This window comes from Agromyces sp. C10 (assembly GCF_023217995.1).
In the GTDB taxonomy this organism is placed as follows: domain Bacteria; phylum Actinomycetota; class Actinomycetes; order Actinomycetales; family Microbacteriaceae; genus Agromyces; species Agromyces indicus.
In genome coordinates, this window is record NZ_JALPSX010000005.1 from 127,396 (window position 1) to 152,909 (window position 25,514).

Consider the following 25,514-nt stretch of genomic DNA (forward strand, 5'->3'; position numbering starts at 1 on the left):
CCCGCTAGAGCTCGACGACGGTCATGCCGGAACCCGAGCCGCCCGCGCGTCCCATCGCCGCGAGCGCGTCGGGCACCTCGTCGAGCGCGATCGTGCGCCCGACGAGCTCGATCGGGCGGAACGCCTCCGATGCGACGGCGCCGAGCATGTCGGGGTACTCGTGCGCGGCCATCCCGTGGCTGCCGAGGATCTCGAGTTCGCCGGCGATGACGGCGTCCATCGGCATCGCCGCGGCGGCGTCGTCGGCGAGCAGGAGGCCGATCTGCACGTGTCGCCCGCGCTTGCGCAGGCTGCGCACCGAGGCGAAGGACGTCTGCGGGCTGCCGAACGCGTCGACCGAGAGGTCCACGCCGCCGCCGCTGGCCTCGCGGACGCGCTCGGCGGCGCCCTCGCCGCCCCGGACCGGGATGGCGCCGAGCGCCGCGGCGGCGTCGAGCGCCGCGTCGGAGACGTCGACGCCGTAGACGCGCACGCCGGCGGCGACCGCGATCATGATGGCGGAGAGGCCGACGCCGCCGCATCCGTGCACCGCGACCTGTTCGCCGGGGTGCAGCCGGCCGCGCGCGATGATCGCGCGGTAGGCGGTGGCGAACCGGCAGCCGAGCGACGCGGCCTCGACGAAGCCGAGGGAGTCGGGCAGGCGGATGAGGTTGAGTTCGGCCTCGTCGACCACGACGTACTCGGCGAACGAACCCCAGTGCGTGAACCCGGGCTGGCGCTGGTCGTCGCAGACCTGCTCGTTGCCCGAACGGCACTCGTCGCAGCGGCCGCACGCGCAGATGAACGGCGCCGTGACGCGGTCGCCGACGTGCCATCCGCTCGCCTCGTCGATCTCGGCGCCCAGTTCGGCGATCTCGCCGGCGAACTCGTGGCCGGGCACGTGGGGCAGCGCGATGGTGTCGTCGTGGCCCATCCAGCCGTGCCAGTCGCTGCGGCACAGGCCGGTCGCGCGGACGCGGACGACGGCGCCGCGGGGCGGGCACGCGGGCGGATCGACGTCGACGAGCTCGGGCTCCTCGCCGAAGCCGCGGTACATGACGGCGCGCACAGGTCCTCCTCGGGGTGCTGGGCCGGCCGCCGCCCTCGGGCACCGTGCGCCGGGTCGCGCGCCCCCTCGGCGATGACGTGACGGATGCCGCGGCGAGGCGACCTCCGGAATCCTATCGCCGTCACGCGCGGCAACACGTCGACGCATTGTGGAACAATGCCCCCATGCGCTCCGTCCTCCTGGTGCTCGCCGCCGCCGTCTGCTTCGGCACGACGGGCACCGCGCAGGCGCTCGGCCCCGACGCCGACCCGCTCTCGCTCGGGGCGGCGCGCATCTTCATCGGCGGAGGCGCGCTCGCCGCGATCGCCCTCGCCGTGCACGTCGCCGGACGCCGGGACGACGCGACCGGGACATCCGTCGCCCCGACGTCCGGCGGCAGCGGAGCCGTCGGCCTCCGACCCGGCCCCTCCGTCGCCCGGTTCGGCGCCTGGGTCGCCGTCGTGCTCGGCGCGCTCGGGGTGCTCGCCTACCAGCCGGCGTTCTTCGCCGGCACGGCCGCGAACGGCGTCGCCGTGGGCACGGTCGTCGCGCTCGGCTCGGCTCCCGTCCTCACGGGCGTGCTCGACTGGGTGCTGCGCCGGCGCTTCCCGGGGCGCGCGTGGATCGTCGCGACCGCGCTCGCCACCGCCGGCGTCGCGATCCTCGCCGCGGCGACCGGCACCGGCCCCTCGGCCGTGGACCCGCTCGGCGTCGCGGCATCCGTCGGCGCCGGCGCCTCGTACGCCGTGTACACGCTCGCGGGCAAGCACCTGCTCGACCGGGGCTGGACCGCCTCGGCGAGCATGGGCGCGATGTTCGGCGTCGCCGCCGCGGTCAGCCTGCCCGTCCTGCTCGCCACGGATGCCGCGTGGATCACCACGCCCGAAGGCCTCGCGATGGCCCTCTGGCTCGGGCTCGTGACGACGACCGCGGCGTACCTGCTGTTCGGCGCGGGGCTGCGCCGCCTCACGCCCGCGACGGTGTCGACGCTCACCCTCGCCGAACCGCTGACCGCGACGCTGCTCGGCGTGCTGGTGCTCCAGGAGCAGCTGCCCGGCACGGCGATCACGGGCCTCCTCGTGCTCGCGTCGGGCATCGTGCTGCTCGCGGTCGCGAGCGGTCGACGGATGCCGCAGCGGCAGCCCGTCGATGTCGGAGGTCGCGCCTAGCCTCGGAGGATGGACGTCATCCTCATCCCCGGATTCTGGCTCGACGCGAGTTCGTGGAACGAGGTGACACCCGAGCTCGAGGCCGCCGGCCACCGCGTGCACGCCGTGACCCTCCCCGGCCTCGAGTCCGCCGACGCACCGCGAGCGGGGATCGGGCTGGAGGACCACATCGCGGCGGTGGTCGGGCTGCTGGACGACATCGACGGTCCCGTCGCGATCGTCGGCCACTCCGGTGGCGGCGCGGTCGCCCAGGGCGTCGTCGACCGTCGACCCGATCGGGTCGCCCGCCTCGTGTTCGTCGATGCCGCGCCCATCGCCGACGGCGACTGCGTCAACGACGAGCTGCCCGTCGTGGGCGACGAGATCCCGCTGCCCGACTGGTCGGTGTTCGAGGCGGCCGACCTCGTCGATCTCGACGACGCGCTGCGCGACCGGTTCCGCTCGCGCGCCCTGCCGCATCCGGCCGCCGCCGCGAGCGATCCGCTCCGGCTGCACGACGAGCGTCGTCACGACGTCCCGACGACGGTGGTGTGCTGCGAGTTCCCGAGCTCCCAGGTGCACGAGTGGATCGCCGCCGGCGTGCCGTTCGTCGGCGAGCTGGCCGCCCACCGCGACGTCGCCTACGTCGACCTGCCCACGGGCCACTGGCCGCAGTTCACGCGCCCCGCCGAGCTGGGGCGGGTGCTCGCCGACGCGCTCGCGTCCTGACCGCTCGAGGGCGGGCGATCAGCGCGCCGGCTCGAGCTCTTCGATGAATGCGGCCACGGCGTCGGAGATCTCGGCCCGCGCCGTCTGGCGGTCGATCGTGGCCGTGCCGTCACCGGGCTGGGCGCCGTAATCGCCGAACGCGGCGTGGTTCGCCCCTTCGATCGTGACGCTCACCGTGTCATCCGGCAGGTTGCCCCCTCGGGACGCCACCTCTTCCGGGGTGCTCAGTCCGTCGTTCTCGGCCACGATCGAGAGCACCTCGAGGTCCGAGCCGGACAGGTCGTCGACGCAGTAGCTGCCGAAGAGGATGAGGCCCTCGACCGCCGGGTCGGCGTCGTCGCGCGTGCCGTCGGCCGCGAGCTGGCAGGCTCGCACCCCACCCAGCGAGTGGCCGCCGACGAACCACCGCTCGACCTCCGGTGCGTCGGCCGTGAACTCCGAGAGCGGCCGCGTGTCGAAGAACGCGAGGTTCAGCGTGGGTTCCGTGATGACCACCGTCATGCCCGTCGCCTCGACGATCCCGGCCATCTTGTAGAGGTAGGCGGAGGGCTGCACCTTCGCGCCGGGGATGAAGACCAGTCCCGCGTCGATCGCGCCGGTCGTGGGCTCGATCACGATCGACCGGTCGGTGCCCGTGATCTCCACGCCGTTCGAGCGCCACGCGTCGAGGGAGGCCTCACGGTCGCCCTCGAAGACCAGGCTGGCGTACACGAGGAAGCCGACCACGACGAGGACCACGACACCGGCGACCGCGAGGAGCACGGCACCGACGCGGCGCATCAGAGCCGGTCTCCGCTCACCTCGAACGTGTTGCAGGCGCCCACGCCCTGCTCGAACCCGGTCGCGAACCAGCGCACGCGCTGCTCGCTCGTGCCGTGCGAGAACGTGTGCGGGTCGACCTGCCCCTGCGTGGCCTCCTGGATGCGGTCGTCGCCGACCGCGGCCGCGGCGCCGATGGCCTGCTCGTACTCCTCCGGCGAGATCGGCTGCAGGAACGGCTCGCCCTCCGGGTCCTCCGTGCTCGACGCCGCCGCAGCCCACGCGCCCGCGAAGCAGTCCGCCTGCAGCTCGACGCGCACCGCGTTGGAGGCCGGCCCCGTCTGCCCGTCGCGCGTGGAGTCGAGCACGCCGGCGATGTTCTGGATGTGGTGCCCCCACTCGTGGGCCACGACGTACATCTCGGCGAGCGGACCGCCCTCGGCGCCGAACCGCGACTCGAGCTGGTCGTAGAAGCTCGTGTCGATGTAGATGGTCTGGTCGGGCGGGCAGTAGAAGGGCCCCGTGGCTGAGGACGCGTTCCCGCACCCGGTCGCCACCGCCTGCTCGAACAGGATGAAGTCCTGCGGGGGCGTGTACTCCAGCCCGATCGTCGGAGCGGCGTCCTGCCAGTACTCCTCGAGCGAGGCCGAGGCGCCCTTCATGCGGCAGTCGATCCGCTCATTCGCGTCGGCGCCGGTCTCGCACTGCTCGAGCGCGGCGTCGGACGGCGCGGGCCCCTGCCCGCCGCCGACGAGCCCCGACAGGTCGACCCCGAGGAACTGCGCGACGAGGAACAGCGCGATGGCTCCGAGTCCGCCGCCGACGGCGATGCCGGTGTTCCGTCCGCGCCGGGAGGCCCTGCCCCCGCTGATGTCGGAGTTCGGATTGAACGTCATGCGATGACGTTACTCCGCGCCGCTGCGGGCGGCATCCGCCTTCCCTCGGTCCTCGGCATCCGCTATGACGGCGTCGTCGTCCTGCTCGTCCTCGCGCTGGTCGCCCTCGTCACCGTCGATCTCGTCGTCGACGTCGTCCTCGTCATCGTCGTCGTCGTCCTCGTCATCGTCGTCGTCGTCGACGACGTCCTCATCGTCGACGTCGTCCCGGTCCGCCTCATCGAAGTCGATCCGCTCCTCGACCTCGAGGTCGTCGTCCTCGTCATCGTCGCCGGTGGTCCCGAGGTCGGCGTCGTCGTCGTCGACCGCTCCGAACGCCCCGCCCGTCTCGGCGAAGCGGTCGGTCGCACCGATGAGCGCGGCGAGGATGCCCGGCTCGTCGAACGCGTGGCCGGCGTCGTCGATGATGTGCAGTTCCGCCTCGGGCCAGGCCCGGTGGAGGTCCCACGCCGTCATCATGGGCGTGCACATGTCGTAGCGGCCCTGCACGATCACGGCGGGGATGTGCCGGATGCGCCCGACGTCGCGGATGAGCTGGCCGTCCTCCCACCACCCGCCGTGGCGGAAGTAGTGGTTCTCGATGCGGGCGAACGCGGTCGCGTACTCGGGCGACGTGAAGCGCGCGATGGTCTCGGCCTGGGGCAGCAGCGTGATGGTCGACGACTCCCAGCGAGACCACGCGATCGCCGCGGGCTGGTGCACCGCCGGGTCCGGATGCGCCAGCAGCCGCCCGTACGCCTCGATGAGGTGCGCGCGCTCGCCGAGCGGCACGGGAGCGAGGAAGTCCTCCCAGAGGTCCGGGAACACCGCCGAGGCGCCGCCCTCGTAGAACCAGTCGAGCTCCTGGCGTCGCAGCGTGAAGATGCCGCGCAGCACGAGTTCGGTCACGCGCTCGGGGTGGGTCTCGGCGTAGGCGAGGGCGAGGGCGCTGCCCCAGGACCCGCCGAACACCTGCCAGCGGTCGATGCCGAGGTGGGCCCGGAGCCGCTCCATGTCGGCGATGAGGTGCCAGGTCGTGTTCGCCGACAGGTCGGCGCCGGGCTCGGAGGCGTGCGGGATCGAGAATCCGCAGCCGCGCTGATCGAACAGCACGATGCGGTACTTCGCCGGGTCGAACAGGCGCCGGTGGGTCGGCGTCGTGCCGCCGCCCGGTCCGCCGTGGAGGAAGACGACCGGCTTGCCCTCGCGATTGCCCGACACCTCCCAGTAGATGTGCTGGCCGTCGCCAACGTCGAGCATGCCCGTCTCGAGCGGCTCGATCTCCGGATACAGGTCCCTCATGCTTCCCCCTTGCCGCTCACGCTATCGATCGGCGGATGCCGCACCCGGGCGGCGCGCCGCGCCCCGCGTCGCGCCGGCCCGACTTGGCACCCTTTCAGTATCGCCGCCTACCGTGTGGCGCATGAGACCGGTTCCCGAGCCCGCAGGCCCCGGACAGGAGTCCGTCTGGGACTATCCGCGTCCGCCCCGCGTCGAGCCCGTCGACGTGCGCGTCGCGATCCACCTCGGCGGCGAGCGCATCGTCGACACGCGCGATGTCGTCCGCGTCCTCGAGACCAGCCACCCGCCGGTGTACTACCTGCCCATCGCGGCGTTCGCCGAGGGCGCGCTGCGGCCCGCGTCGGGCTCCTCGTTCTGCGAGTTCAAGGGCGCAGCCCGGTACTTCAGCGTCCACGGCGGCGGCCGGACGGCCGAGCGGGCCGCCTGGACGTACCCCTCGCCCTCGCCGGGGTTCGAGGTGCTCCGCGACCGGGTCGCGGTGTACGCCGGGCCGATGGACGCGTGCACCGTCGACGGCGAGCGCGTCACGCCGCAGCCCGGTTCGTTCTACGGGGGATGGGTGACGTCGAACCTCGCCGGTCCGTTCAAGGGCGTGCCCGGCAGCATGGGCTGGTGAGGGGCGAGCGGATGCCGCGCCCCGGCGCCCGGCGTAGGCTCGGCGCATGAGTCGCACTCCGGTCACGGTCACGATCACGGGCGCCGGCGGGCAGATCGGCTACGCGCTGCTGTTCCGCATCGCGTCGGGCGGGATGCTCGGCGACGACACCCCGGTGCGCCTCCGCCTGCTCGAGATCCCGCAGGGGCTCCGAGCGGCCGAGGGCGCGGCGCTCGAACTGCAGGACTCGGCGTTCCCGCTCCTCGCCCACGTCGACGTGACCGACGATGCCGCCGTCGCGTTCGACGGTGCGAACGTCGCGCTGCTCGTGGGCGCCCGGCCCCGCACGGCCGGCATGGAACGCGGCGATCTCCTGCAGGCCAACGGCGGCATCTTCGGGCCGCATGGTCGCGCGATCAACGACCACGCCGCCGACGACGTGCGCGTCGCCGTGGTCGGCAACCCGGCGAACACGAACGCGCTCATCGCGGCGTCGAACGCCCCCGACGTGCCGCGGGAGCGCTTCACCGCCCTGACGCGCCTCGACCACAACCGCGCGCTCGGCCAGTTGTCGGCGGCGCTCGGCACCCCGGTCGGCGGCATCCGCGGGGTGACCATCTGGGGCAACCACTCGGCGACGCAGTTCCCGGATGTCGCGCACGCGACCGCCGGCGGCGACCCCGTGCCCGCGCTCCTGGCGGCTCGCATGGGCGGCACGGAGGCCGCGCACGCCTGGCTCGTGGACCAGTTCATCCCGCGCGTGGCGCGGCGCGGTGCCGAGATCATCGAGGTCCGCGGCTCGTCGTCGGTGGCGTCGGCCGCGTCGGCGACGATCGATCACGTACGCGACTGGGTGCTCGGCACGGGCGACCGCGGCTGGACGAGCGCCGCGCTGTGGTCGCACGGCGAGTACGGCGTGGCCGAGGGCGTGATCTCCTCGTTCCCGGTGACGTCGCAGGACGGGACGTGGAGCGTGGTCGAGGGGCTCGCCGTCGACGCGTTCGCGCGCGAGCGCATCGACGCGTCGGTCGCCGAACTCGTCGACGAGCGCGAGGCGGTCCGCTCGCTCGGGCTGATCTGATCCGACGGCGAACGGATGGCGCCGCCCGCCGCCTACGCTGGTCGCATGGCCGCGCGCGAACCGATGTCCCCAGCCCGTCGACGGCAGCTCATCCTCGGCCTCGTCGTCGGCCTGCTCGTCGGGCTCGGCATCAGCCTGTGGACGGGGTTCTGGCTCTGGCTCGCCACCGGGATCGCCGTCGGCCTCGCGGCGGGCGCGATCATGAAGCCGCCCGGCGAGGACGACACGCCGCCGCGCCGATGACCCCGGGAGCGACGACGGGCCGGACGCGTCCGCGTCCGGCCCGCCTGCGGCATCCGCTCGCTACTTCTTGACCGCCTTCTCGGGCATGGGCAGCGTGCCCGCCTCGCGCTGGGCCGCGTAGTACGCTCGCGCCTCGTCCTGGCGCTCCTGCTCGGCGCCCGACGCGATCGCGGCGCGGAGGTGCGCCTGCTCGTAGCCGAACGCGTCGACGAGGTCGAGCGCGTACGGGCGCAGGCGCTCGATGAGCCGGTCGATGTACGCGGTGACGGCCTGCGCGCGCTGCGACGAGAGCCGGCCGTGGATCAGGTACCACGCGAGGTGCTTCTCGACGAGTCCCAGACCGAACAGGTCGCGCAGCCACGTGAGGACCTGGCGGGTGCCCTCGTCCTCGGTGCGGTGCAGGCCGCGCGTGAACGCCTCCCACTGCAGCAGCTCGGCGTGGGCGCGGGCGGCCTCGATGAGCTCGTTCTGGTTGCGGTTGAACACCGCGGCCGCCTCGGCCTTCGACAGCTTGCGGGCGTCGCGGAGGCGACCGGCGATCTCGGCGATCATCGCCTCGACGCGGTCGGTGAGGAGTTCGCGCTGCGTCTCCTCGTCGCGCAGGTCGACGACGGACCGTGCGGTCGAGCCGAAGTCGGCGACGGTCTGGGCCAGGCGCCGCAGGCCCACGCCGTGCATGGCGCGGTCGGCCGCCTGGGCGGCGACGTACCGAGCCATGACGCCGGCGCCCGCCTTGCGGAACTGCGCCGAGTAGTCGGTCAGCAGGCGCTTGGCGACGAGCTGCAGCAGCACGTTGTTGTCGCCCTCGAACGTGACGTAGATGTCGAGGTCCTGCCGCAGCCCGACGAGGCGGTTCTCGGCGAGGAAGCCGGCGCCGCCGCACGCCTCGCGCGCCTCCTGCAGCGTCTCGAGCGCGTGCCACGTCGACAGCGGCTTGAGCGCCGCGGCCATGGTCTCGAGGTCCTGTCGGTCGTCGTCGGTGTCGGCCGCGCCCGAGAACACCGCGTCGAACTTCACGAGGAACTCGTCGTGCGCGAAGAACTGCGCGTAGGTCGTGGCGAGCTTGGGCAGGAGCCGGCGCTGGTGGCGCTGGTAGTCGAGCAGCACCTCCTCGTCGGTGTCGCTGCCGGCGTTGAACTGGCGACGCTGGGTGCCGTAGGTGATCGCGATGTCGAGGGCCATGGCGGATGCCGCGGTGGCGGCGCCGTCGAGCGAGACCCGACCCTGCACGAGTGTGCCGAGCATCGTGAAGAACCGGCGGCCCGGGCTCGCGATCGGGCTCGAGTAGGTGCCGTCGGGGGCGACGTCGCCGTAGCGGTTCAGCAGATTCTCGCGCGGGACGCGGACGTTCGTGAAGTGGAGGCGGCCGTTGTCGATGCCGTTGAGGCCGCCCTTCAGCCCGTCGTCCTCGCCGCCGATGCCGGCCAGGAACTGGCCCTGCTCGTCGCGCAGCGGCACGTAGAACGCGTGGACCCCGTGGTTCACGCCCTTGGTGATGAGCTGCGCGAAGACCACGGCGGCGATGCCGTGCAGCGCCGCGTTGCCGAGGTAGTCCTTCCACGCACCGCGGAACGGCGTGTGGAGGACGAACTCCTGGGTCTCGGGGTCGTAGGTGGCGGTGGTGCCGATCGAGGCCACGTCGGAGCCGTGACCGGTCTCGGTCATGGCGAAGGCGCCCGGCACCTCGAGCGACATGATGCCGGGGAGGTACTTCTCGTGGTGCGGCCTCGTGCCGAGGTGCAGCACGGCGGCCCCGAACAGGCCCCACTGCACGCCCGACTTGATCTGCAGGCTCGGGTCGGCGAGCACGAGCTCCTCGAACGCGGCGATGTTGCCGCCGTGGTCGTCCTCGCCGCCGAGCTCCTTCGGGAACGCCTTCGCGATGGCGCCGGAGTCGACGAGGAGCTTCAGCTGGCCGAGGACGCGCTCACGGTGCTCGGCCATCGGCTGGCCCTCGATGCGCTGGTACTCGGGCCGGGCGGCGCGCGCCCGGGCCTCGAGGCGGATGTCGGCCCAGGTGCCGAGCAGCTGCCGGCCGAGCGCGGCGACGTCGACGACCGGTGCCGCCTGGCCGTCGATCGGGGTGTGCGCGGGAGCGGCCTCGGCCGCGCGCTCCGTGGTGGTCGGGCGCTCGACCTCGGGCGCGGGGGTGGTGTCGGATCGTGATGCCGTGTCGACCATCGTCGGTACGTCCTTCGTCGCGGAAACGGGGCTTCCCTTCCACGGTATGGCGCGCGTTCCGGGCGCCGAAAAAGTGCGTCAGGGCCCTACAAACCGGGCGGGCCGCCCTCGGATCGCCCCTGTGGAACCATACAAGCAGAGCGGGCCCGCGCCTTGGAAGATCGACAACGCTGCTGGGCGTCAGTCACGGAAGAACGCGCTGGCCTTCGGCGTCCAGAGCAGGATCAGGACCACCGCGGAGACCGCCAGTCCGAGCCACTCCCCGACCGGGATGCCGAGGTAGGCGACGGCCATGAACAGCGACCCGATGAGCGAGAGCACCTGCAGCACGGTGACGATCATCCGCGCGACGCTGCTGCCGCGCAGGAGCCCGCCCGCGAGCCCCGCCGTGATCAGGCCGACGATGATGGACCCGATCGCCGCCGCGATGAGGCCGCCGGACCCGCCGAAGCCCGCGACGACCTCCTCGTTCGGCAGGAGGAAGAACAGGATGGCCCCTGAGACGAGGTCGATGAGTCCGGCGATGAAGGCGAGGACGCCGATGATGGTGATCGTGACCGGTCGATTGCCCTGGATCGTCGACATGGCGTCCCCCTTCGCCCGACGGTGCGTCCGTCTGGGGGGACGCTAGCAACTCCCCCGTGCGGCGACGGGCCGAAGGTCCCGTCAGCGCACGTGCTCGGCGACGACCCGCACGAGTGCCTCGCCGTAGGCCTCGCGCTTCTTCGCCCCGATCCCCGGGATGCCGTCGAGGTCGGCGAGGGCTCCCGGGCGCGAGACCGCGACGGCGCGCAGGGTCGCGTCGCCGAACACGATGTACGCGGGAACGCCCTGCTCGCGCGCCTCGCCGGCGCGCCACGCGCGGAGCGCCTCGAACAGCTCGGCCGCCGCCGGCTCGAGGTCGGCCGCCGCCGGGGTCGCCGCGCGCGCGGACCGCGAGGCGCGGACCGGGCGCTCGGGTTCGGTGCGGAACGCGACCGAGCGGTCGCCCGCGAGCACCGCCGCCGAGGCATCCGTCAGCGTCAGCACGCCGTACTCGCCCACCGACTGCAGCAGCCCCTGGGCGAGCAGTTGACGGATGACGCCCCGCCACCGCTGCTCGGAGAGGTCGTCGCCGATCCCCCACGTCGCGAGCCGGTCGTGCCCGTACTGCTCGACGCGCGGCGTGCGCTTGCCGCGGAGGATGTCGACCAGGTGCCCGGCACCGAAGCGCTGGCCGCGCTCGCGCTGGAGCCGCACGATCGTCGACATGAGCTTCTGGGACGCCACGGTGCCGTCCCACGACTCCGGCGGTTCGAGGCACGTGTCGCAGTTGCCGCACCGGCCGCTGGACTCGCCGAAGTAGGCGAGCAGGTTCTGTCGCCGGCACTGCACGGTCTCGCAGAGCGCGAGCATCGCGTCGAGGTGCGCGGCGAGCCGGCGCCGGTAGGCGAGGTCGCCGGGGCTCTCGTCGATCATGCGACGCTGCTGCACCACGTCCTGCAGGCCGTACGCCAGCCACGCGGTGGCGGGGAGGCCGTCGCGTCCCGCGCGACCCGTCTCCTGGTAGTAGCCCTCGACCGACTTCGGCAGGTCGACGTGCGCGACGAACCGCACGTCGGGCTTGTCGATGCCCATCCCGAAGGCGATCGTGGCCACGACGACCACGCCGTCCTCGCGGAGGAAGCGCTCCTGCGTGCGCCGGCGCAGCCCCGCGTCGAGGCCCGCGTGGTACGGCATCGCGTCGATGCCGTTCGCCGCGAGGAAGGACGCGAACTTCTCGGTGCTCGCGCGCGAGAGCGCGTAGACGATGCCCGGGACGGGCCGGCCGTCGGCGTCGCGCCCCTCGGTACGCACGAAGTCGAGCAGCTGGCGCCGCACGTCGATCTTCGGCGCGATGCGGTACTGGATGTTCGGCCGGTCGAAGCTCGAGACGAAATGACGCGCCCGGCCCAGCGAGAGCCGGTCGGTGATCTCGCGATGCGTGGCCTCGGTCGCCGTGGCGGTCAGCGCGATGCGCGGCACGTCGGGCCAGCGGTCGGCGAGCTCGGCGAGCGCGAGGTAGTCGGGGCGGAAGTCGTGGCCCCACTGCGCGACGCAGTGCGCCTCGTCGATCGCGAAGAGCGCGATGGTGCCCCGTTCGAGGAACCGCTTGGTCTGCTCGGACCCGAGCCGCTCGGGTGCGACGTAGAGCAGGTCGAGCTCGCCGGCGAGGTACGCCCGTTCGACCTGCGCGCGCTCGGCGGCTGACTGCGACGAGTTGAGGTAGCCGGCACGGACGCCGTTGCGGACGAGCGCGTCGACCTGGTCGTGCATGAGCGCGATGAGCGGCGAGACGACCACGCCCGTGCCCTCGCGCAGGAGTGCGGGGATCTGGTAGCAGAGGCTCTTGCCGCCGCCCGTCGGCATGAGCACCACCGCGTCGCCGCCGGCCGCGACGTGCTCGATGATCGCGGCCTGCTCGCCGCGGAACCCGTCGTAGCCGTAGACCGTGCGCAGCGCCTCGAGCGCCGAGTCGAACCGAGCGGGCGCCGGGGCCGATGCAGCGGCGGCCGATGCAGCCGTGGCCGACGCGCCCGCGCCCGGCGGACCGGGCTCGGCCGGGGGCGGAGGAGCCCACTCGTCGTCGGGCGGGACCAGCTCGTCGGGATCCCAGGGCGGCTCCTCCCACGAGGGGGCGAACGCCGCAGCGGGCTCGTCGTTCCAGGTCACCCGTCGACCCTACCCGCCGCCTCGGACGCCCGTGCGAGCATCCGCGGGGCCGGGGCGGGCCGCGTGACGGGCCGGATGTGGAGGAACGGTGGGGAGCCGGTGCGAGAGTGCTGGGAACGCCCGCGGTGCGGCATCCGCTCGACCTACGCTCGCTGCATGACCCGGATCGACGGCAGCCGCGCACTCGTCATCGGCGCGACCGGCGTGCTCGGCACGCTGATCGCGGAACGGCTCTCGGAGGGCGGTGCCTCGCTCGCGCTCAGCGGACGGGACGCCGCCCGGCTCGACGAACGAGCCGGACAGGGCGCCGCCATCGCGGTCGACCTCACCGACGAGACCGCGCCGGAGACCATCGTGGGTCGGGCCACCGAGGCGCTCGGCGGGCTCGACGTGATCGTGCTCGCGGCCGGGGTCGTCGGGTTCGACTCCGTCGCCGAGACGGCGGAGCAGGACCTCGAGACGCTCTTCACGGTCAACGCGCTCGCGCCCATGCGCATCGTCTCGGCGGCGCTCCCCGCCCTCCGCGAGTCCGCCGAGGCCGGACGCGAACCGGTCGTGCTCGCCCTCACCGGCATCGTCGCCGAACTGCCGACCGCCGGCCTCGGGAGCTACTCGGCGTCGAAGGCGGCGCTCGCGGCGTACCTCACCGCCGCGGGCCGCGAACTCCGCCGCAGCGGCATCCGCCTGCTCGATGCGCGGCCAGGGCACACCGAGACCGGCCTGGCCGGCCGGCCGCTGTTCGGCACCGCGCCGAAGTTCCCCGCGGGCCACGACCCCGCGGCCGTCGCCGACCGGCTCGTGCGCGCGATCGCCGAGGGCGAGACCGCGCTGCCGCCGGGCGCGTTCACCGGGACCTGATCCCGCCGAACGCGCCCGGCGACCGATCAGCGGTCGTCCGACGCGTGGTCCGGGCGCGGTCCCTCGTCGGCGTCCGCGGCGGGCGCGTCGGCGGGATCCGCCGGCGCGGGGCGTCGACGGGTGAGCAGGAACGCCGCGACGCCCGCCCCGAGGACGGCGACGACCGCCGCCGCGATCCACACGACGTCGCCGCCGACGGATGCCGCGGCATCCGTCGACTCGTCGCCCGCATCGGCGCCGGCGCCGGGCTCCGCGGTGGCCGCCGCGCCGCAGACCGGCTCGGCCGTGCCCTCGGCGACGGCGGCGCCGTCGGCGGGCTGCCACGTGAAGGTGTGGTCGCCCGTGATCGGGTGACCGTCGGCGGAGACCACCCGGTACGCGACCGTGTACTCGCCCGCCGGGCCGAGCTCGGCGGCGACGCTCGCGATCGGCCCGTCGACGACCGGGCAGTCGGTGGCGTAGTGGCGCCCGTCGGGGCCCACGACATCCATGGCCGTCGCGCCGTCGAGGTCGAGCAGCACGTCGTTCGTCTCGATCCAGACCTCGCCGGGCTGGTCGGCGACGGTGGACTCCGCCGCCGGCCCCTCGTCGATCACGGTGTTGTGCGCGAACGCGGGCGCGGCGGGGCCCGCCACCGCCAGGAGGGCCAGCGCGAGGGCGGACACCGCTCCGGCGGCCGCGCGTCGGACGGTGGCGGGGGCCACGTCAGGCCTTCCGGCCGCGTCGGGCGGCGAGCGCGATCACGACGCCGACGACGCCGACCGCGAGGCCCGCGATGCCGACCACCCGGGCGAGCACGTCGACCGAGGCGTCCGAGGCGGCGGTGGACGTCGCCGACGCGGTCTCGGCCGAGTCGTCGTGACCGTCGTCGTCACCGTGGCCGTGGCCGTCCGCCGCGGCCTCGCCGACCATGATCGCCGGAGCGGGGTGCTCCGGCTCCGCGCCGTCGGCACCGGGCGACTCGTTCCAGTTCGTCTCGCCCTCGACGCACGACTGGAGGACCGGGAACTCGAGCCGCTCGCCGGCGACCTCCTCGGGCAGGAACACCTGCACCTTGAACGAGTCGCGGTAGCCGTCGGGGATCGGCGTCGCGGCGGTGTAGACGACCTGGGCGACGCGCTCGGTCACCTGCGTGCCGTGCGCACCCTCGGCGGGCTCGTCGAGTTGCTCCATGACCTTCTCGATGGTCCAGCCCTCCTTGAGGTTGGGCGTGACCGAGAGGATCTGCTCGGGGATGTCGACGGTGAAGGACGTGGTGGGCGATTCGTCGCAGCCGTGGCCCGAGGCGAACTCGAGCACGGTGTACGAGGCGGCGGCCGCCTCGCCGGGCGTCACGACGACGTGCGCGTGCGCCGCGACGGGCGCGGCGAGCGCGAGCAGGGCGCCGGCGCCGAGGGCGCTCGCAGCGAGGGTGGCGGAACGGGTGATGGGTCGCATGGGTCTTCTCTCGTGTGGGTGCGAGCGCACGGCCGGTGGACGGCTGGATGTCGCGTGCGCCCGCGTACTGCGGGGTGTCGGGGTCGTGCGCCGCTCAGGCGGCGAGCCACGACGCCGGCGGACCGCGATGCCGCAACGACGAGAGGAGGACGAGCGCGAGCGCGGGCGGCCCCTGCCTGCGCGCCGCGGGGACCACGTGGCGCACGCTGGTCGCGACGGGCGCGCCGGCGAGCACCGAGACGAGCAGGCGGATGCCGCGCACGGCGGTGCCGAACGCGACGGAGACGGCGCGGGCCGCGCGGCCGAGCAGGGCGAGTGCGACGACGGTCGCCGCAGCGGCGGCGACGTGCGCGAGCGGCATGCCGAGCGCGTGCCCGTGGTCGACGACGACCGCGAGACCGCCCGCGTCGATCCGGAGCGGGACGCCCGACCCGTGCGCGTGGGCGACGACGGATGCCGCACCGCGGGCCGGCGTGCCGATCGAGTACAGCAGGTGCAGGGCGGCCTGGGCCACGAGGGCCGCGACCGCGGCACGCGGCAGCGACATCCGCTCGCCCGCGATCACCATGGCCAGCGGTGCCGAGAAGGCCATCGCGAGCGCCAGCGCGAGGACGCCCGGTGGCGTGCCGCCGCCGATCGTGTGCGCGAGGGACGCGACGAGCGTCGCGAACGCGGCGATCGCCGCTCCGCGGATCGCGCGCGCACCCCGAGGACTCACCCCATCAGCCTAACCGCCGCGCCGGGCCGACCGGACCGCCGCGGGCAGCGCGAAGGGCCGGGCACCACGTGCCCGGCCCTCCGTCGTCAGGGGGTCAGCTGATCGGCAGGACGAAGGAGAAGGTCGTGCCGGTCGGCGTCGTGATCGTGAACCGCGTCTGCGACGTCGCGCCCGCCGGGACCGGGAAGGTCACCGTGGCGCGGCCGATCTCGTCGAACGTCGACGGAACGGGGAACGCCGGATCGACGACCTCAGTGGCGAGCGTTTCGCCGTCGAGCGAGACCGTCACGGTGCCCGCCTTGGGCTCGGTCGTGCTGAAGTCCAGTGACGAGAGCGCCACCGTCGCCACGCCGTCCGACACGCTCACCACATCGACGCCCACGGCCCGCTGGGTGTAGTCGGGCGTTGCGGCCCCGAACTGCTCGAAGTAGTCGACCATCGCCTCGAGGTCGATCTTGCCGCTGTCGGCCTTCGTCGCCGCCACCTCGGGGAGCGCGAACGTCGTGAAGTTGTCGCCGCCGCCGCCGAGGAAGGAGTTCGCGCCGACCGTGTACGTCGCCGCGAGGTCGAGCGGCTCGGTCCCGAGGAAGATCTCGGTGATGTGCGAGCCGCGCGCCGCCGTCGGGTCGTACGTGTACGACAACGCCTCGTTGACGCCGAGCTTCAGGAACGGCCGGCTCGCGCCGTCCGGCTGCCACTGCTCCTCGAGCACGGCCTTGACCTGGGCGCCGGTCATCTGGACCGTGACGAGCGTGTTCGCGAACGACTGGACGTCGGCGGCTTCGCGGTAGGTCGTGTCGCCCGCGTTGATGTCGGCGCGCAGACCGCCGGGGTTCATGAACGTGATGTCCACGCTCCGGGTGCCATCGGCGTTCAGCGCCCAGAGCTGCACATCGGCCACGAAGTTGCCGAGCGTGGATTCGCCGCCGCGGTTCTCGACGAGTGCGGGCTGGCCGTTCACGGTGCCGGGCTGCCTGGCGCGGTTGAACGCCGACTCCGCCTGGCCGATGACCACGTTGCCGAGCTCGTTCGCGACCTCGGTCGCCGCCGTCACGATCGGGACGATCTGCGGGTCGGGCTCGGTGAACCAGGCGGTCACGTTGCCGCGCGCGTCGAAGGCCGTCGCCATCGTGTAGATGGTGTTCTCCATCTTCGTGATCGACTTCGTCCCGCGGTCGTACGTGATCTCCATGTTGCTGAAGCGCTCACCGTACTGGCCGCTCGAGATGACCGGACGACCGTCGATGACGTGGTTGTACGGCAGGTGCGTGTGGCCCGAGACGATCGCGTCGATGTTGTCGTTCGCGTTCAGGACGATCTCACCGAACCGGGTGTTCGGGTCCGTGGCGGACTCGATCGACGTGGTGGCCGCGCCCTCATGCACGAGGAAGACCACGATGTCGGCTTCGCCGTTGTTCTTCTTGCCGTCCGAGAGTTGATCGGCCACGCGGTTGGCGGCTTCGACGGGGTCGCCGACGGTGATGTCCTCGATTCCCGTCGGGCTCACGAGTGACGGAAGCTCGTCGGTGACGGCGCCGACGAAGCCGACGCTCACGCCCTGGAACTTCTCGATCCAGTACTCCGGCAACGCCGGCTCGCCGGTCTCCGCATCGTAGACATTCGCCCCGAGGTACTCCCAGAGCGCGAGCGGCATGACCCGGTCGGTGAGGTCGGCGAAGCCCTTGTCGAACTCGTGATTGCCGACCGCGCTGACATCGAGACCGGCCGCATTGAGCGCCTCGATGGTCGGCTCGTCGTTCTGGATGAACGACGTGAAGGTCGAGGCGCCGATCATGTCGCCGGCAGCGGCGAAGATCGTGTTCGGATTCTCGTCGCGGATCTGCTGGACCGCGGTGGACAGCCGTGCAATGCCGGCCGCCGTGCCGGCCTGCTCGATGCGACCGTGGAAGTCGTTCACGGTGACCAGGTTGATGTCGACCGACCGCGCCTCCTTCCCCTTCGGGGCCGGGGCGGCCTGAGCCGATGCGACGCCGCCGAGCGCGAGCGCTGCGGCGGTCGCACTCGCGACGACGCCTGCCGCGAGGCGGCCGCGGGACCTGGTCGTGGCGCGGTTCGTGCCCGCGCCGGGGGAACGTTGCTGCATTGCGTGGTCTCCTCTGCAAGGGGATGCCGGGAGCATGGTCGACCCCCGGCGTCGCACGCGCCTCCCGACGGATTCAGGCGACGCTGATCCGCAGCCTAGGTCGCGCTCCGCGACGTGGGAAGAGTCTTGGCCAAGTCGTCACCTCAGGTTCGGGATTTCGGCCGATTTTGCTCATCTGAGCAGCGACTTCTGCTCACATGCGCAGGCCATGGGCGCTCCATCGGCCTAGGCTGAGCCGGTGCTCACGGCCGTCCTCTCGCTCACCGGCGCCCTCGTCTACGGCGCCGCCGACTTCCTCGGCGGACTCGCCGCGCGCCGACTCGGCGCGGTCCTCGCGACGGCCGTCTCGGCGGCGTCGGGCCTCGTCCTGCTCGCGATCGCCCTCCCCGTGACGGGCGGGGCGTGGTCGGCCGAGGCGGCGACCTCGGGCGCGCTCTCGGGCCTCGTGGGGGCCGTCGCCATCTCACTGCTCTACGCGAGCCTCGCGATCGGGCCGATGAGCATCCTGTCGCCGCTCACCGCCCTGGTCTCGGCGATCACGCCCATGATCTGGGGCACCGTCGTCGGCGGCGAGCGCTTCGGCCCGATGGCGGCGTGGGCGCTCGGGCTCGCCCTCCTCGCCGTGGTGCTCGTCGGGTTCGTTCCCGAGCGCGGCGCCGTCCGCCCGAGCGCGCGCGGCCTCGCGTTCGCGACCGGATCCGGCCTCGCCATCGGCGCCTTCTACATCCTGATCTCCCAGACGCCCGACGACTCCGGGGTCGTGCCGCTCATCTTCAGCCGCATCGTCAACACCGTGCTGATGTTCGGCGTGTTCGGCCTGCTCGTGCTCGTCGCCCGGCGCGCGTCACCCGCGCCCGCGCTCGAAGCGGTCCGCGAGACCACCCCGAGAACGGATGCCGCGGCCCTGGCCGCCGCATCCCCCGCCGACCCGGTCGCGAACGCCGCCCCAGGATCCGCTTCGGACGCACGGTCCGACGCGCGCACCCCGGCTCGGGAGGGCCTCGCGGCCGGGTTCGCCATCGCGATCGGCTGCGGCCTCCTGGACGCCCTCGCCAACGTGCTCATCCTGCTCGGCATCCGCGCGGGCGACCTCGCCGTGGCCGCCGTCCTCGCGGCGATGTACCCGGCGGGCACGATCCTGCTCGCCGCCGCGGTGCTGCGCGAGCGCATCGCGCCCGTGCAGTGGGTGGGTCTCGTGCTCGCGCTCGCCGCGGCCGGCATGCTCGCGCTCGCCTGAGGCTCGGGCGACGCGCGGCCGGGCTACAGCCGCACGACCTCGGTGATCCGGACGACCGCGGTGCCCTCCTCGGCCGACGCGACCAGGTCGACCTCGCCGCGGATGCGCCAGTCGTGGTGCCCGGCCGGGTCGTCGATGGTCTGCTCGACGCGCCACAGGCCGTCCGCGGCATCCGTCTCGTCGATCGCGACGAGCCTCGGCGAGCGCGCCGGCCCGCCGGTGCCGATCGAGTCGTGCTCGGCGTAGTACGCGTCGAGCGCCTCGGGCCACATGGGACCGGGGTCGAGCGCGACGAGCTCGTCGTCGTGGTCGAGCGCGGCGAGCTGCACGCGCCGGAACAGCTCGTTGCGCACGAGCACCGTGAACGCGCGCCGGTTGGTGACGACCGACGGCGGTGCGGGCGGCACGACGGGCGCCTCGTCCTCGGGCAGGTGCGAGCGCGGGTCGACGAGCTCGGACCACTCGTCGACGAGGCTCGAGTCGACCTGGCGCACCAGTTCGCCGAGCCACTCGATGAGGTCGAGCAGGTCCTCGTCCTTCGCCTCATCGGGCACCGTCTGGCGAATAGCGCGGAACGCGTCGGACAGGTACCGCAGCACCAGCCCCTCGCTGCGCTGCAGCTGGTAGTACGACACGTACTCGCCGAACGACATCGACCGCTCGAACATGTCGCGCACAACCGACTTCGGGCTGAGCTCGAAATCGCGCACCCACGGCTGGCTCGCCGCGAACGTCTCGAACGCGTGGGCGAGCAGCTCGTCGAGCGGCTTCGGCCAGGTGACCTCCTCGAGCAGCGCCATCCGCTCGTCGTACTCGATGCCGTCGCGCTTCATCGCGGCGACCGCCTCGCCGCGGGCCTTGTACTGCTGCTGCGACAGGATCGGGCGCGGGTCGTCGAGCGTCGACTCGATGATCGACACGACGTCGAGCGAGTAGTGCCCGGTGCCCTGCTCGCTCGTCTCGGGGTCGAGCAGCTCGATCGCGGCGAGCGCGAACGGCGACAGCGGCTGGTTGAGCGCGAAGTTCGGCTGCAGGTCGACCGTGAGGCGCAGGTCGACGCCGAGGGGCCGGTCGGCGGCATCCGTCGGCACGAGCTCGACCACGTCCGCGTCGCGCAGCGTGCGGAGGATCTCGAGCGCGCGCCGAGCGAGCTCGTACCGCCGCGCCCGGGTCTCGTGGTTGTCGAAGACGAGCGAGCGGATGCCGCGGGCGACGTCGCCGCCGCGCCCGATGACGTTGATCAGCATGGCCGCGCTGAGCTTCAGCTGCGGCTGCAGCGGCTCGGGTTCGGCGGCGACGAGTCGCTCGAAGGATCCCTCGCCCCACGTCACGAACCCGGCCGGCGGCTTCTTGCGCACGACCTTCTTCAGCTTCTTCGGGTCGTCGCCGGCCTTGCGGATCGCGGTCTCGTTCTCGATCTCGTGATCCGGCGCGAGGACGACGACGGTGCCCGCCGTGTCGTACCCGGCGCGCCCGGCGCGGCCGGCGACCTGGTGGAACTCGCGCGCGCTCAGCTGCCGCATCCGCTGCCCGTCGTACTTGGAGAGCGCGGTGATGAGCACCGAGCGGATGGGCACGTTGATGCCGACGCCGAGCGTGTCGGTGCCGCAGATGACGCGGAGGAGGCCGCGCTGCGCGAGGGTCTCGACGAGCCGGCGGTAGCGCGGCAGCATGCCGGCGTGGTGCACGCCGATGCCGGCGCGGACGAGCCGCGACAGGGTCTTGCCGAATCCGGTCGTGAACCGGAACCCGCCGATCGCCTCGGCGATCTCGTCGCGCTGCTCGCGCGTCACGACCCGGATGGACGACAGCGCCTGGGCGCGCTCCATCGCGGCGGCCTGCGAGAAGTGCACGATGTAGACCGGCGCCTGGCGCGTGCCGATGAGGTCCTCCACGGTCTCCTGCACGGGCGTGCGGGCGTACGAGAAGTGCAGCGGCACCGGCCGCTCCACGCCCGTGACGCGCGCGGTGTCGCGGCCGGTGCGACGGCTGAGGTCGTCCGCGATCGCGGTGACGTCGCCGAGCGTCGCCGACATGAGCACGAACTGCGCGTGCGGCAGGGTGATGAGCGGCACCTGCCACGCCCAGCCGCGATCGCCGTCGCCGTAGTAGTGGAACTCGTCCATGACCACCTGGTCGACGGGCGCATCGGCCCCCTGGCGGAGGGCGAGGTTCGCGAGGATCTCGGCCGTGCAGCAGATGATCGGCGCGTCGTGGTTCACCGAGCTGTCACCCGTGACCATGCCCACGTTCTGCGCGCCGAAGATCTCGACGAGCTGGAAGAACTTCTCGCTCACGAGCGCCTTGATGGGCGCCGTGTAGTAGGAGCGACCCCACGGCCGGCCGGCGGCGCGGTAGGCGGCGGTGCGGGCGACGGATGCCGCGTGCGCCGCCACCGCGACGAGCGACTTGCCCGTGCCGGTCGGGGTGGACAGGATCACGTTCGCCCCGGAGACGAGTTCGATGACCGCTTCGTCCTGCGCGGGGTACAGCGCGAAGCCGCGACCCTCGGCCCACGTCACGAACGCGTCGTACATGGCGTCCGCGTCGTACGGGCTCGGGACGGCGTCGAGCAGGCTGGAGGTCATCCGTCCGAGTCTGCCCCATGCGGCCGGGAGCGGCGAACGGGGGAACCGGAAGCCGGGCGGCGAGCGCCTCCCCCAAGGCGCCCGCCGCTCGCGGCCGGTTGATTGGGGAGCCGGCCGGCGCCGCCGGTTCGGGACGGACCTCCGCGGGCCGGCTCTCCGGTCGGACCCACGGTGACAGTTCCCCCTGCGGTCCGTGGTGTGCGACCGAGGTCAACGGTACGGATGCTGCGCCGCGGTTGCCTCAGGGTCAACCCTGAATCAGGGCCGTTCCGCGTCGGGCCGCGCCACCGTCGGCCGGACCACCCCCGCCGGGTCGCCCCCGGTGAACACCTCGACGATCGCCTCGATCAGGCGGAAGGGCACGAGGGCAAGGAAGTGGACGAGCAGCAGCGGGCCGAACAGCGCCAGCGGATAGGTGAGGGTGATGAGGAGCGACGCGCGGGACCGCCACGGCAGTGCGGCGAGCGCCGGAGCCGCGGCGAGCGTGAGCCACCACGGACCCCACAGCACCGCGAGCACGACGGATGCCACGACCACGAGCACCCCGAGCGCGACCTGCCCGAGCAGCAGCCACCCGGCCGCACCGGCGTACGCGCGCTCCCGGTCGGCCGACACCCACGCCCACATCAGCCGGGCGCGCATCCGGGGGACGCCCTGCTCGAGCAGCGCCCGCCGGAACACGAGGTCGTCCTCGCGCCGCTGCAGGAGCGCTCGCCTCGGATCGCCGAGGGCCTCGGCCGCGAGCGACTGCGCGTCGTGCAGCACGGCGGGCGCCGACTGCCGCCCGTAGCTCGCGATGAATCCCCACAGCGGGCTCGGGACCGAGGCGAGGTCGGTGACGCCCGACGGCGGCGGCCCCTCCCCCGCCGCCGGCGCGCGGTACCGGCGGCCGGACACGGGGTCGACGTAGACGACGGCATCGCGGAGCTCGAAGCGGTGGCCGTCGGCCGGTCGCTGCGCCAGGCGCAGTTCGTCGAGCGGGGCGCCGTCGTCGCGCAGGAAGGGCATGCGGCCTCCTTCGGGTCTCGGCCCATCCTGCCGTGCCCCGGCGTCAGCCGAGCAGCAGCGACACCGCGAACAGCACCGGCACCGACCCCACGGTGGTGAGGAACACCGTGTCGCGTGCCGTGACCTCGGCGGTCTCGTAGCGCTGCGCGAACACGAACACGTTCTGGGCCGTCGGCAGGGCCGCGAGGACCGTGACGGCGTAGAGCTCGCGCGCATCGAGGCCGAACACGAACGCGCCGACCGCCCAGGCGACGAGTGGCATCGCGAACAGCTTGAGCGCCGAGGCGAGCAGCACGTCGCGTCGCCCCGTGCCGGGCTCGAACATCCGCTGGCCGTGCAGCGAGAGCCCGTAGGCGATGAGCATGAGCGGCACCGCGGCCTGCCCGATGAGCTGCACCGGGTCCATGATGATCGGCGGCAGCTCGAGCCCGGTGACGGAGACGAGCACGCCGAGCAGCGAGCCGACGATGATCGGGTTCAGCAGCGTCGAGCGGAGGATGCCGCGGGCCGACGGACGACCCTCCGCGGCGATGCCGAGCAGCACCAGCACGATCGGCGCGAACACGAGCAACTGCAGCAGCACGACGGGCGCCGAGTACGCCGCGTCGCCCAGCAGGTACAGGGCGATGGGAATGCCGATGTTGTTGCTGTTGACGTACCCGGCGCTCAGCGCGCCGATCGTGGTCCGCGCGAGGCCGCGGCGGAACAGCGTCGCGGAGATCAGCGCGAAGACGAGCATCATGGTCACCGCCGCGATCGCCGAGACCGGGAGCAGCGACGAGAACAGTCGTCGCACGTCGGCCGTGGCGAGCACCGAGAACAGCAGGAACGGCGCGAGGACGCTGAAGTTCAGGCGCGCGAGGACGGGGCGGGCGCTCGGCCCGAGCACCCCCGTCCGCGCGGCCAGCCATCCGACGAAGACCGCGAGGCCGATGACGGCGAAGCCCGTGAGGATCTCGATCACGGATGGCGAGCCGGGGTCACCAGCGGTGGTGCACCGATGCGCGGATCTCCCGGTCGTACAGGTCGCGCAAGGCCGAGTCGAACGAGTCCGGCAGCTCGAGCGAGCCCGCCGCGGCGTTCGCGCGAGCCTGCTCGGGGTTGCGGGCGCCGGGGATCACGGTCGAGACGCCGGACTGCCGGGCGACCCACGCGAGGGCGACCTGCGCGGGCGTGGCATCCGGTGCCGCCTCGCGGGCGAGCCGGGCGAACTCGGACGCGGCGCGCACGCCCGTGGCGTAGTCGACGCCCGAGAACGTCTCGCCGACGTCGAACGCCTCGCCGTGGCGGTTGTAGCTGCGGTGGTCGTTCTCGGCGAACTGGGTGTCGAGCGTGTACCGGCCCGACAGCAGGCCGCTCGCGAGCGGGACGCGCGCGATGACGCCGACGCCGTACTGCTCCGCGACGGGCAGCACCTCGTCGACCGGCTTCAGGCGGAAGGCGTTGAGGATGATCTGCACCGTCGCGACGTTCGGCCGCGCGATCGCCGCGAGCGCCTCGTCGACCTTCTCGACGCTCACGCCGTACGCGGCGATCGCACCCTCGGCCACGAGGGTGTCGAGCGCGTCGTACACCGCGTCGTCCACGAAGACCGACGTGGGCGGGCAGTGCAGCTGCACGAGGTCGAGTGTGTCGACGCCGAGGTTGCGCCGCGACCGGTCGGTCCAGGCGCGGAAGTTCTCGAGCACGTAGTTGTCGTGCTCCTGCGGCATCCGTCGGCCCATCTTCGTCGCGACCGTGACGCCCGCGTCGGGGTTCGCCGCGAGCCATCGGCCGATGAGCGACTCGGAACGCCCGTCGCCGTAGACGTCGGCGGTGTCGAAGACCGTGACGCCCGCCTCGTGCGACGCGTCGAGCACGGCGAGCGCGTCGGCCTCGTCGACCTCGCCCCAGTCGGCGCCGAGCTGCCAGGTGCCGAGTCCGATGGCCGAGACGGTGCGGCCGGTGCGGCCGAGGGTGCGGGTCTGCATGCGTGCTCCTGTGATCGGCGGGCGTGCGCGGGACGATCGACGGATGCCGGGCGTCCCGCGTTCGAGCCTAGCCCCGGGCGATCTCGACGGCCCCGCCGCTCACGACGATGCCGCCCGCTTCGGGGATGTCGACGACGAGCTCGCTCGGGCGGCCGACGTGCCGGCCCTGGGCGATGCGCACGCGCGCCGGCGGCGCGACCGCGGCGAGCGCGCGCAGGTAGCCGCCGACGGCCGCCGCAGCGGCGCCGGTCGCGGGATCCTCGGTGATCGTGCCGACCGGGAAGACGTTGCGCGCCTCGAACCGGAACCCGCCGTCGGCGGCGTCCGGGAGCCGGTGCAGCACCGTGATCGTCGCGGGCCAGTCGCGGGCGACCATGAGTGCCCGTGCGGCGTCGGGATCGAAGGTGAAGGCGTCGAACGCGGCGGCGTCGGCGACCACGAGCACCGGGTGGCGGTTGCCGGCGAACGAGATGCGGGGCGGATGCCGCTCGTCGAGCTGCGACGCCCGGAGCCCGAGCAGGTCGAGCGGCTCGGCGAGCACCGGCTCCGGCATGCGCTCGACCCGCGGCTCGACGCTCGTGAACGCCGCGCGGAGCGCCCCGTCGACCTCCGCCGTCTCGATGCGGACCTCGCCGACGGGCGTCGCGAAGCGCACCCGCCCGGGCCCCTCGCGCTCGGCGATCGCGACGGCGGTCGCGACCGTCGCGTGACCGCAGAACGGCACCTCGGCGACCGGTGAGAAGTAGCGGATGACGCGGGCGCCGTCGGCGCTGCCCGTGACGAACGCGGTCTCGGCGTACCCGACCTCGGCGGCGATGCGCAGTAGGTCGGCGTCGTCGAGCCCGGCCGCATCGAGCACGATGCCGGCGGGGTTGCCGCCCTCGGGGTCGGACGTGAAGGCGGCGTAGCGGAGGATCTGCGGTGCGGGGGTCACCGGTCCATCGTCGCGCGCGGCGCGGCGCC

The 25,514-nt window shown here is 73.2% G+C and carries 22 protein-coding genes and 1 pseudogene; 7 read left to right on the forward strand and 16 right to left on the reverse strand.

The annotated features are described in order from the left end of the window. Positions 1–4: 4 nt before the first annotated feature. Positions 5–1,048, reverse strand: a complete 1,044-nt coding sequence (locus tag M1L56_RS07260) for an alcohol dehydrogenase catalytic domain-containing protein (protein WP_067944905.1) — start codon at positions 1,046–1,048, stop codon at positions 5–7. A gap of 164 nt (positions 1,049–1,212) precedes the next feature. Between M1L56_RS07260 and M1L56_RS07265 the strand changes: the two genes are divergently transcribed. Together M1L56_RS07265 and M1L56_RS07270 are read left to right on the forward strand one after the other, a co-directional pair. Further along, complete coding sequence (locus M1L56_RS07265) at positions 1,213–2,196, forward strand: DMT family transporter (protein ID WP_248598701.1); 984 nt, start codon at positions 1,213–1,215, stop codon at positions 2,194–2,196. A gap of 9 nt (positions 2,197–2,205) precedes the next feature. Beyond that, positions 2,206–2,904: an alpha/beta fold hydrolase gene (locus M1L56_RS07270; RefSeq protein ID WP_248598702.1), complete on the forward strand. Its 699-nt coding sequence runs from the start codon at positions 2,206–2,208 to the stop codon at positions 2,902–2,904. Between the two features lie 18 nt (positions 2,905–2,922). Here M1L56_RS07270 and M1L56_RS07275 read toward each other — a convergent pair whose 3' ends face one another. The 3 genes and pseudogenes from M1L56_RS07275 to pip all read right to left on the reverse strand — a co-directional run. Continuing rightward, complete coding sequence (locus M1L56_RS07275) at positions 2,923–3,684, reverse strand: alpha/beta hydrolase (protein ID WP_248598703.1); 762 nt, start codon at positions 3,682–3,684, stop codon at positions 2,923–2,925. Beyond that, a complete protein-coding gene (locus M1L56_RS07280; protein ID WP_248598704.1) occupies positions 3,684–4,559 on the reverse strand; it encodes a neutral zinc metallopeptidase in 876 nt (291 codons plus the stop codon). The genes M1L56_RS07275 and M1L56_RS07280 overlap by 1 nt, the downstream gene beginning before the upstream one ends. A gap of 327 nt (positions 4,560–4,886) precedes the next feature. Next, a pseudogene (pip, locus tag M1L56_RS07285) lies at positions 4,887–5,840 on the reverse strand (prolyl aminopeptidase); the annotation flags it as partial. A gap of 121 nt (positions 5,841–5,961) precedes the next feature. On the opposite strand from pip, the gene M1L56_RS07290 reads away from it, so the two are divergent. From M1L56_RS07290 to M1L56_RS07300, 3 genes are read left to right on the forward strand one after another with little or no spacing between them, the layout of a single operon-like run. Further along, positions 5,962–6,456, forward strand: coding sequence for a DUF427 domain-containing protein (locus M1L56_RS07290; RefSeq protein ID WP_248598705.1), 495 nt, complete (start codon positions 5,962–5,964; stop codon positions 6,454–6,456). Between the two features lie 46 nt (positions 6,457–6,502). Continuing rightward, a complete protein-coding gene (locus M1L56_RS07295; protein WP_248598706.1) occupies positions 6,503–7,516 on the forward strand; it encodes a malate dehydrogenase in 1,014 nt (337 codons plus the stop codon). Between the two features lie 45 nt (positions 7,517–7,561). Beyond that, positions 7,562–7,759, forward strand: a complete 198-nt coding sequence (locus M1L56_RS07300) for an HPP family protein (protein ID WP_248598707.1) — start codon at positions 7,562–7,564, stop codon at positions 7,757–7,759. A gap of 60 nt (positions 7,760–7,819) precedes the next feature. Here M1L56_RS07300 and M1L56_RS07305 read toward each other — a convergent pair whose 3' ends face one another. From M1L56_RS07305 to recQ, 3 genes are all read right to left on the reverse strand, one after another. After that, on the reverse strand, positions 7,820–9,940 hold the full coding sequence (locus M1L56_RS07305) for an acyl-CoA dehydrogenase (RefSeq protein ID WP_248598708.1): 2,121 nt from the start codon (positions 9,938–9,940) through the stop codon (positions 7,820–7,822). A 180-nt stretch (positions 9,941–10,120) separates the two neighbouring features. After that, positions 10,121–10,525: a hypothetical protein gene (locus M1L56_RS07310; RefSeq protein ID WP_248598709.1), complete on the reverse strand. Its 405-nt coding sequence runs from the start codon at positions 10,523–10,525 to the stop codon at positions 10,121–10,123. 81 nt (positions 10,526–10,606) lie between these two features. Next, complete coding sequence (gene recQ / locus M1L56_RS07315) at positions 10,607–12,631, reverse strand: DNA helicase RecQ (protein ID WP_248598710.1); 2,025 nt, start codon at positions 12,629–12,631, stop codon at positions 10,607–10,609. Between the two features lie 156 nt (positions 12,632–12,787). On the opposite strand from recQ, the gene M1L56_RS07320 reads away from it, so the two are divergent. Then, positions 12,788–13,489 (forward strand): SDR family oxidoreductase, encoded by a 702-nt coding sequence (locus M1L56_RS07320; protein ID WP_248598711.1) that lies wholly within the window; start codon positions 12,788–12,790, stop codon positions 13,487–13,489. A gap of 26 nt (positions 13,490–13,515) precedes the next feature. Here M1L56_RS07320 and M1L56_RS07325 read toward each other — a convergent pair whose 3' ends face one another. From M1L56_RS07325 to M1L56_RS07340, 4 genes are all read right to left on the reverse strand, one after another. Continuing rightward, the gene (locus M1L56_RS07325) at positions 13,516–14,193 is read right to left on the reverse strand and encodes a copper resistance CopC family protein (RefSeq protein ID WP_248598712.1); all 678 of its coding nucleotides are present in this window, start codon (positions 14,191–14,193) and stop codon (positions 13,516–13,518) included. A gap of 1 nt (position 14,194) precedes the next feature. After that, the gene (locus tag M1L56_RS07330; RefSeq protein WP_248598713.1) at positions 14,195–14,926 is read right to left on the reverse strand and encodes a YcnI family protein; all 732 of its coding nucleotides are present in this window, start codon (positions 14,924–14,926) and stop codon (positions 14,195–14,197) included. Positions 14,927–15,020: 94 nt separating this feature from the next. Beyond that, entirely contained in the window at positions 15,021–15,644 is a 624-nt protein-coding gene (locus M1L56_RS07335) for a hypothetical protein (protein WP_248598714.1), read from the reverse strand. 94 nt (positions 15,645–15,738) lie between these two features. After that, complete coding sequence (locus tag M1L56_RS07340; RefSeq protein WP_248598715.1) at positions 15,739–17,748, reverse strand: bifunctional UDP-sugar hydrolase/5'-nucleotidase; 2,010 nt, start codon at positions 17,746–17,748, stop codon at positions 15,739–15,741. Positions 17,749–17,986: 238 nt separating this feature from the next. Here M1L56_RS07340 and M1L56_RS16090 point away from each other — a divergent pair, with 238 nt between their 5' ends. Further along, positions 17,987–18,985 (forward strand): EamA family transporter, encoded by a 999-nt coding sequence (locus tag M1L56_RS16090; protein WP_248598716.1) that lies wholly within the window; start codon positions 17,987–17,989, stop codon positions 18,983–18,985. A 23-nt stretch (positions 18,986–19,008) separates the two neighbouring features. Here the strand turns inward: M1L56_RS16090 and M1L56_RS07350 are convergent, their stop codons facing one another. The 5 genes from M1L56_RS07350 to M1L56_RS07370 form a co-directional block, all read right to left on the reverse strand. Further along, a complete protein-coding gene (locus tag M1L56_RS07350) occupies positions 19,009–21,573 on the reverse strand; it encodes an RNA helicase (RefSeq protein WP_248598717.1) in 2,565 nt (854 codons plus the stop codon). Positions 21,574–21,831: 258 nt separating this feature from the next. Then, a complete protein-coding gene (locus M1L56_RS07355) occupies positions 21,832–22,581 on the reverse strand; it encodes a DUF1353 domain-containing protein (protein ID WP_248598718.1) in 750 nt (249 codons plus the stop codon). A 43-nt stretch (positions 22,582–22,624) separates the two neighbouring features. Further along, on the reverse strand, positions 22,625–23,545 hold the full coding sequence (locus M1L56_RS07360; protein WP_248598719.1) for an AEC family transporter: 921 nt from the start codon (positions 23,543–23,545) through the stop codon (positions 22,625–22,627). 16 nt (positions 23,546–23,561) lie between these two features. Then, positions 23,562–24,551: an aldo/keto reductase gene (locus tag M1L56_RS07365; RefSeq protein WP_248598720.1), complete on the reverse strand. Its 990-nt coding sequence runs from the start codon at positions 24,549–24,551 to the stop codon at positions 23,562–23,564. A 67-nt stretch (positions 24,552–24,618) separates the two neighbouring features. Continuing rightward, entirely contained in the window at positions 24,619–25,485 is an 867-nt protein-coding gene (locus M1L56_RS07370; RefSeq protein WP_248598721.1) for a PhzF family phenazine biosynthesis isomerase, read from the reverse strand. Positions 25,486–25,514 lie beyond the last annotated feature (29 nt).

Coding starts and splice junctions, on each gene's coding strand:
- M1L56_RS07350 (WP_248598717.1), bottom strand. CDS start 21,573: ATGACCTCCAGCCTGCTCGACGCCGTCCCGAGCCCGTACGACGCGGAC.
- M1L56_RS07270 (WP_248598702.1), top strand. CDS start 2,206: ATGGACGTCATCCTCATCCCCGGATTCTGGCTCGACGCGAGTTCGTGG.
- M1L56_RS07280 (WP_248598704.1), bottom strand. CDS start 4,559: ATGACGTTCAATCCGAACTCCGACATCAGCGGGGGCAGGGCCTCCCGG.
- M1L56_RS07310 (WP_248598709.1), bottom strand. CDS start 10,525: ATGTCGACGATCCAGGGCAATCGACCGGTCACGATCACCATCATCGGC.
- M1L56_RS07295 (WP_248598706.1), top strand. CDS start 6,503: ATGAGTCGCACTCCGGTCACGGTCACGATCACGGGCGCCGGCGGGCAG.
- M1L56_RS07275 (WP_248598703.1), bottom strand. CDS start 3,684: ATGCGCCGCGTCGGTGCCGTGCTCCTCGCGGTCGCCGGTGTCGTGGTC.
- M1L56_RS07340 (WP_248598715.1), bottom strand. CDS start 17,748: ATGCAGCAACGTTCCCCCGGCGCGGGCACGAACCGCGCCACGACCAGG.
- M1L56_RS07300 (WP_248598707.1), top strand. CDS start 7,562: ATGGCCGCGCGCGAACCGATGTCCCCAGCCCGTCGACGGCAGCTCATC.
- M1L56_RS07365 (WP_248598720.1), bottom strand. CDS start 24,551: ATGCAGACCCGCACCCTCGGCCGCACCGGCCGCACCGTCTCGGCCATC.
- M1L56_RS07290 (WP_248598705.1), top strand. CDS start 5,962: ATGAGACCGGTTCCCGAGCCCGCAGGCCCCGGACAGGAGTCCGTCTGG.
- M1L56_RS07330 (WP_248598713.1), bottom strand. CDS start 14,926: ATGCGACCCATCACCCGTTCCGCCACCCTCGCTGCGAGCGCCCTCGGC.
- M1L56_RS07320 (WP_248598711.1), top strand. CDS start 12,788: ATGACCCGGATCGACGGCAGCCGCGCACTCGTCATCGGCGCGACCGGC.
- M1L56_RS07305 (WP_248598708.1), bottom strand. CDS start 9,940: ATGGTCGACACGGCATCACGATCCGACACCACCCCCGCGCCCGAGGTC.
- M1L56_RS07265 (WP_248598701.1), top strand. CDS start 1,213: ATGCGCTCCGTCCTCCTGGTGCTCGCCGCCGCCGTCTGCTTCGGCACG.
- M1L56_RS07355 (WP_248598718.1), bottom strand. CDS start 22,581: ATGCCCTTCCTGCGCGACGACGGCGCCCCGCTCGACGAACTGCGCCTG.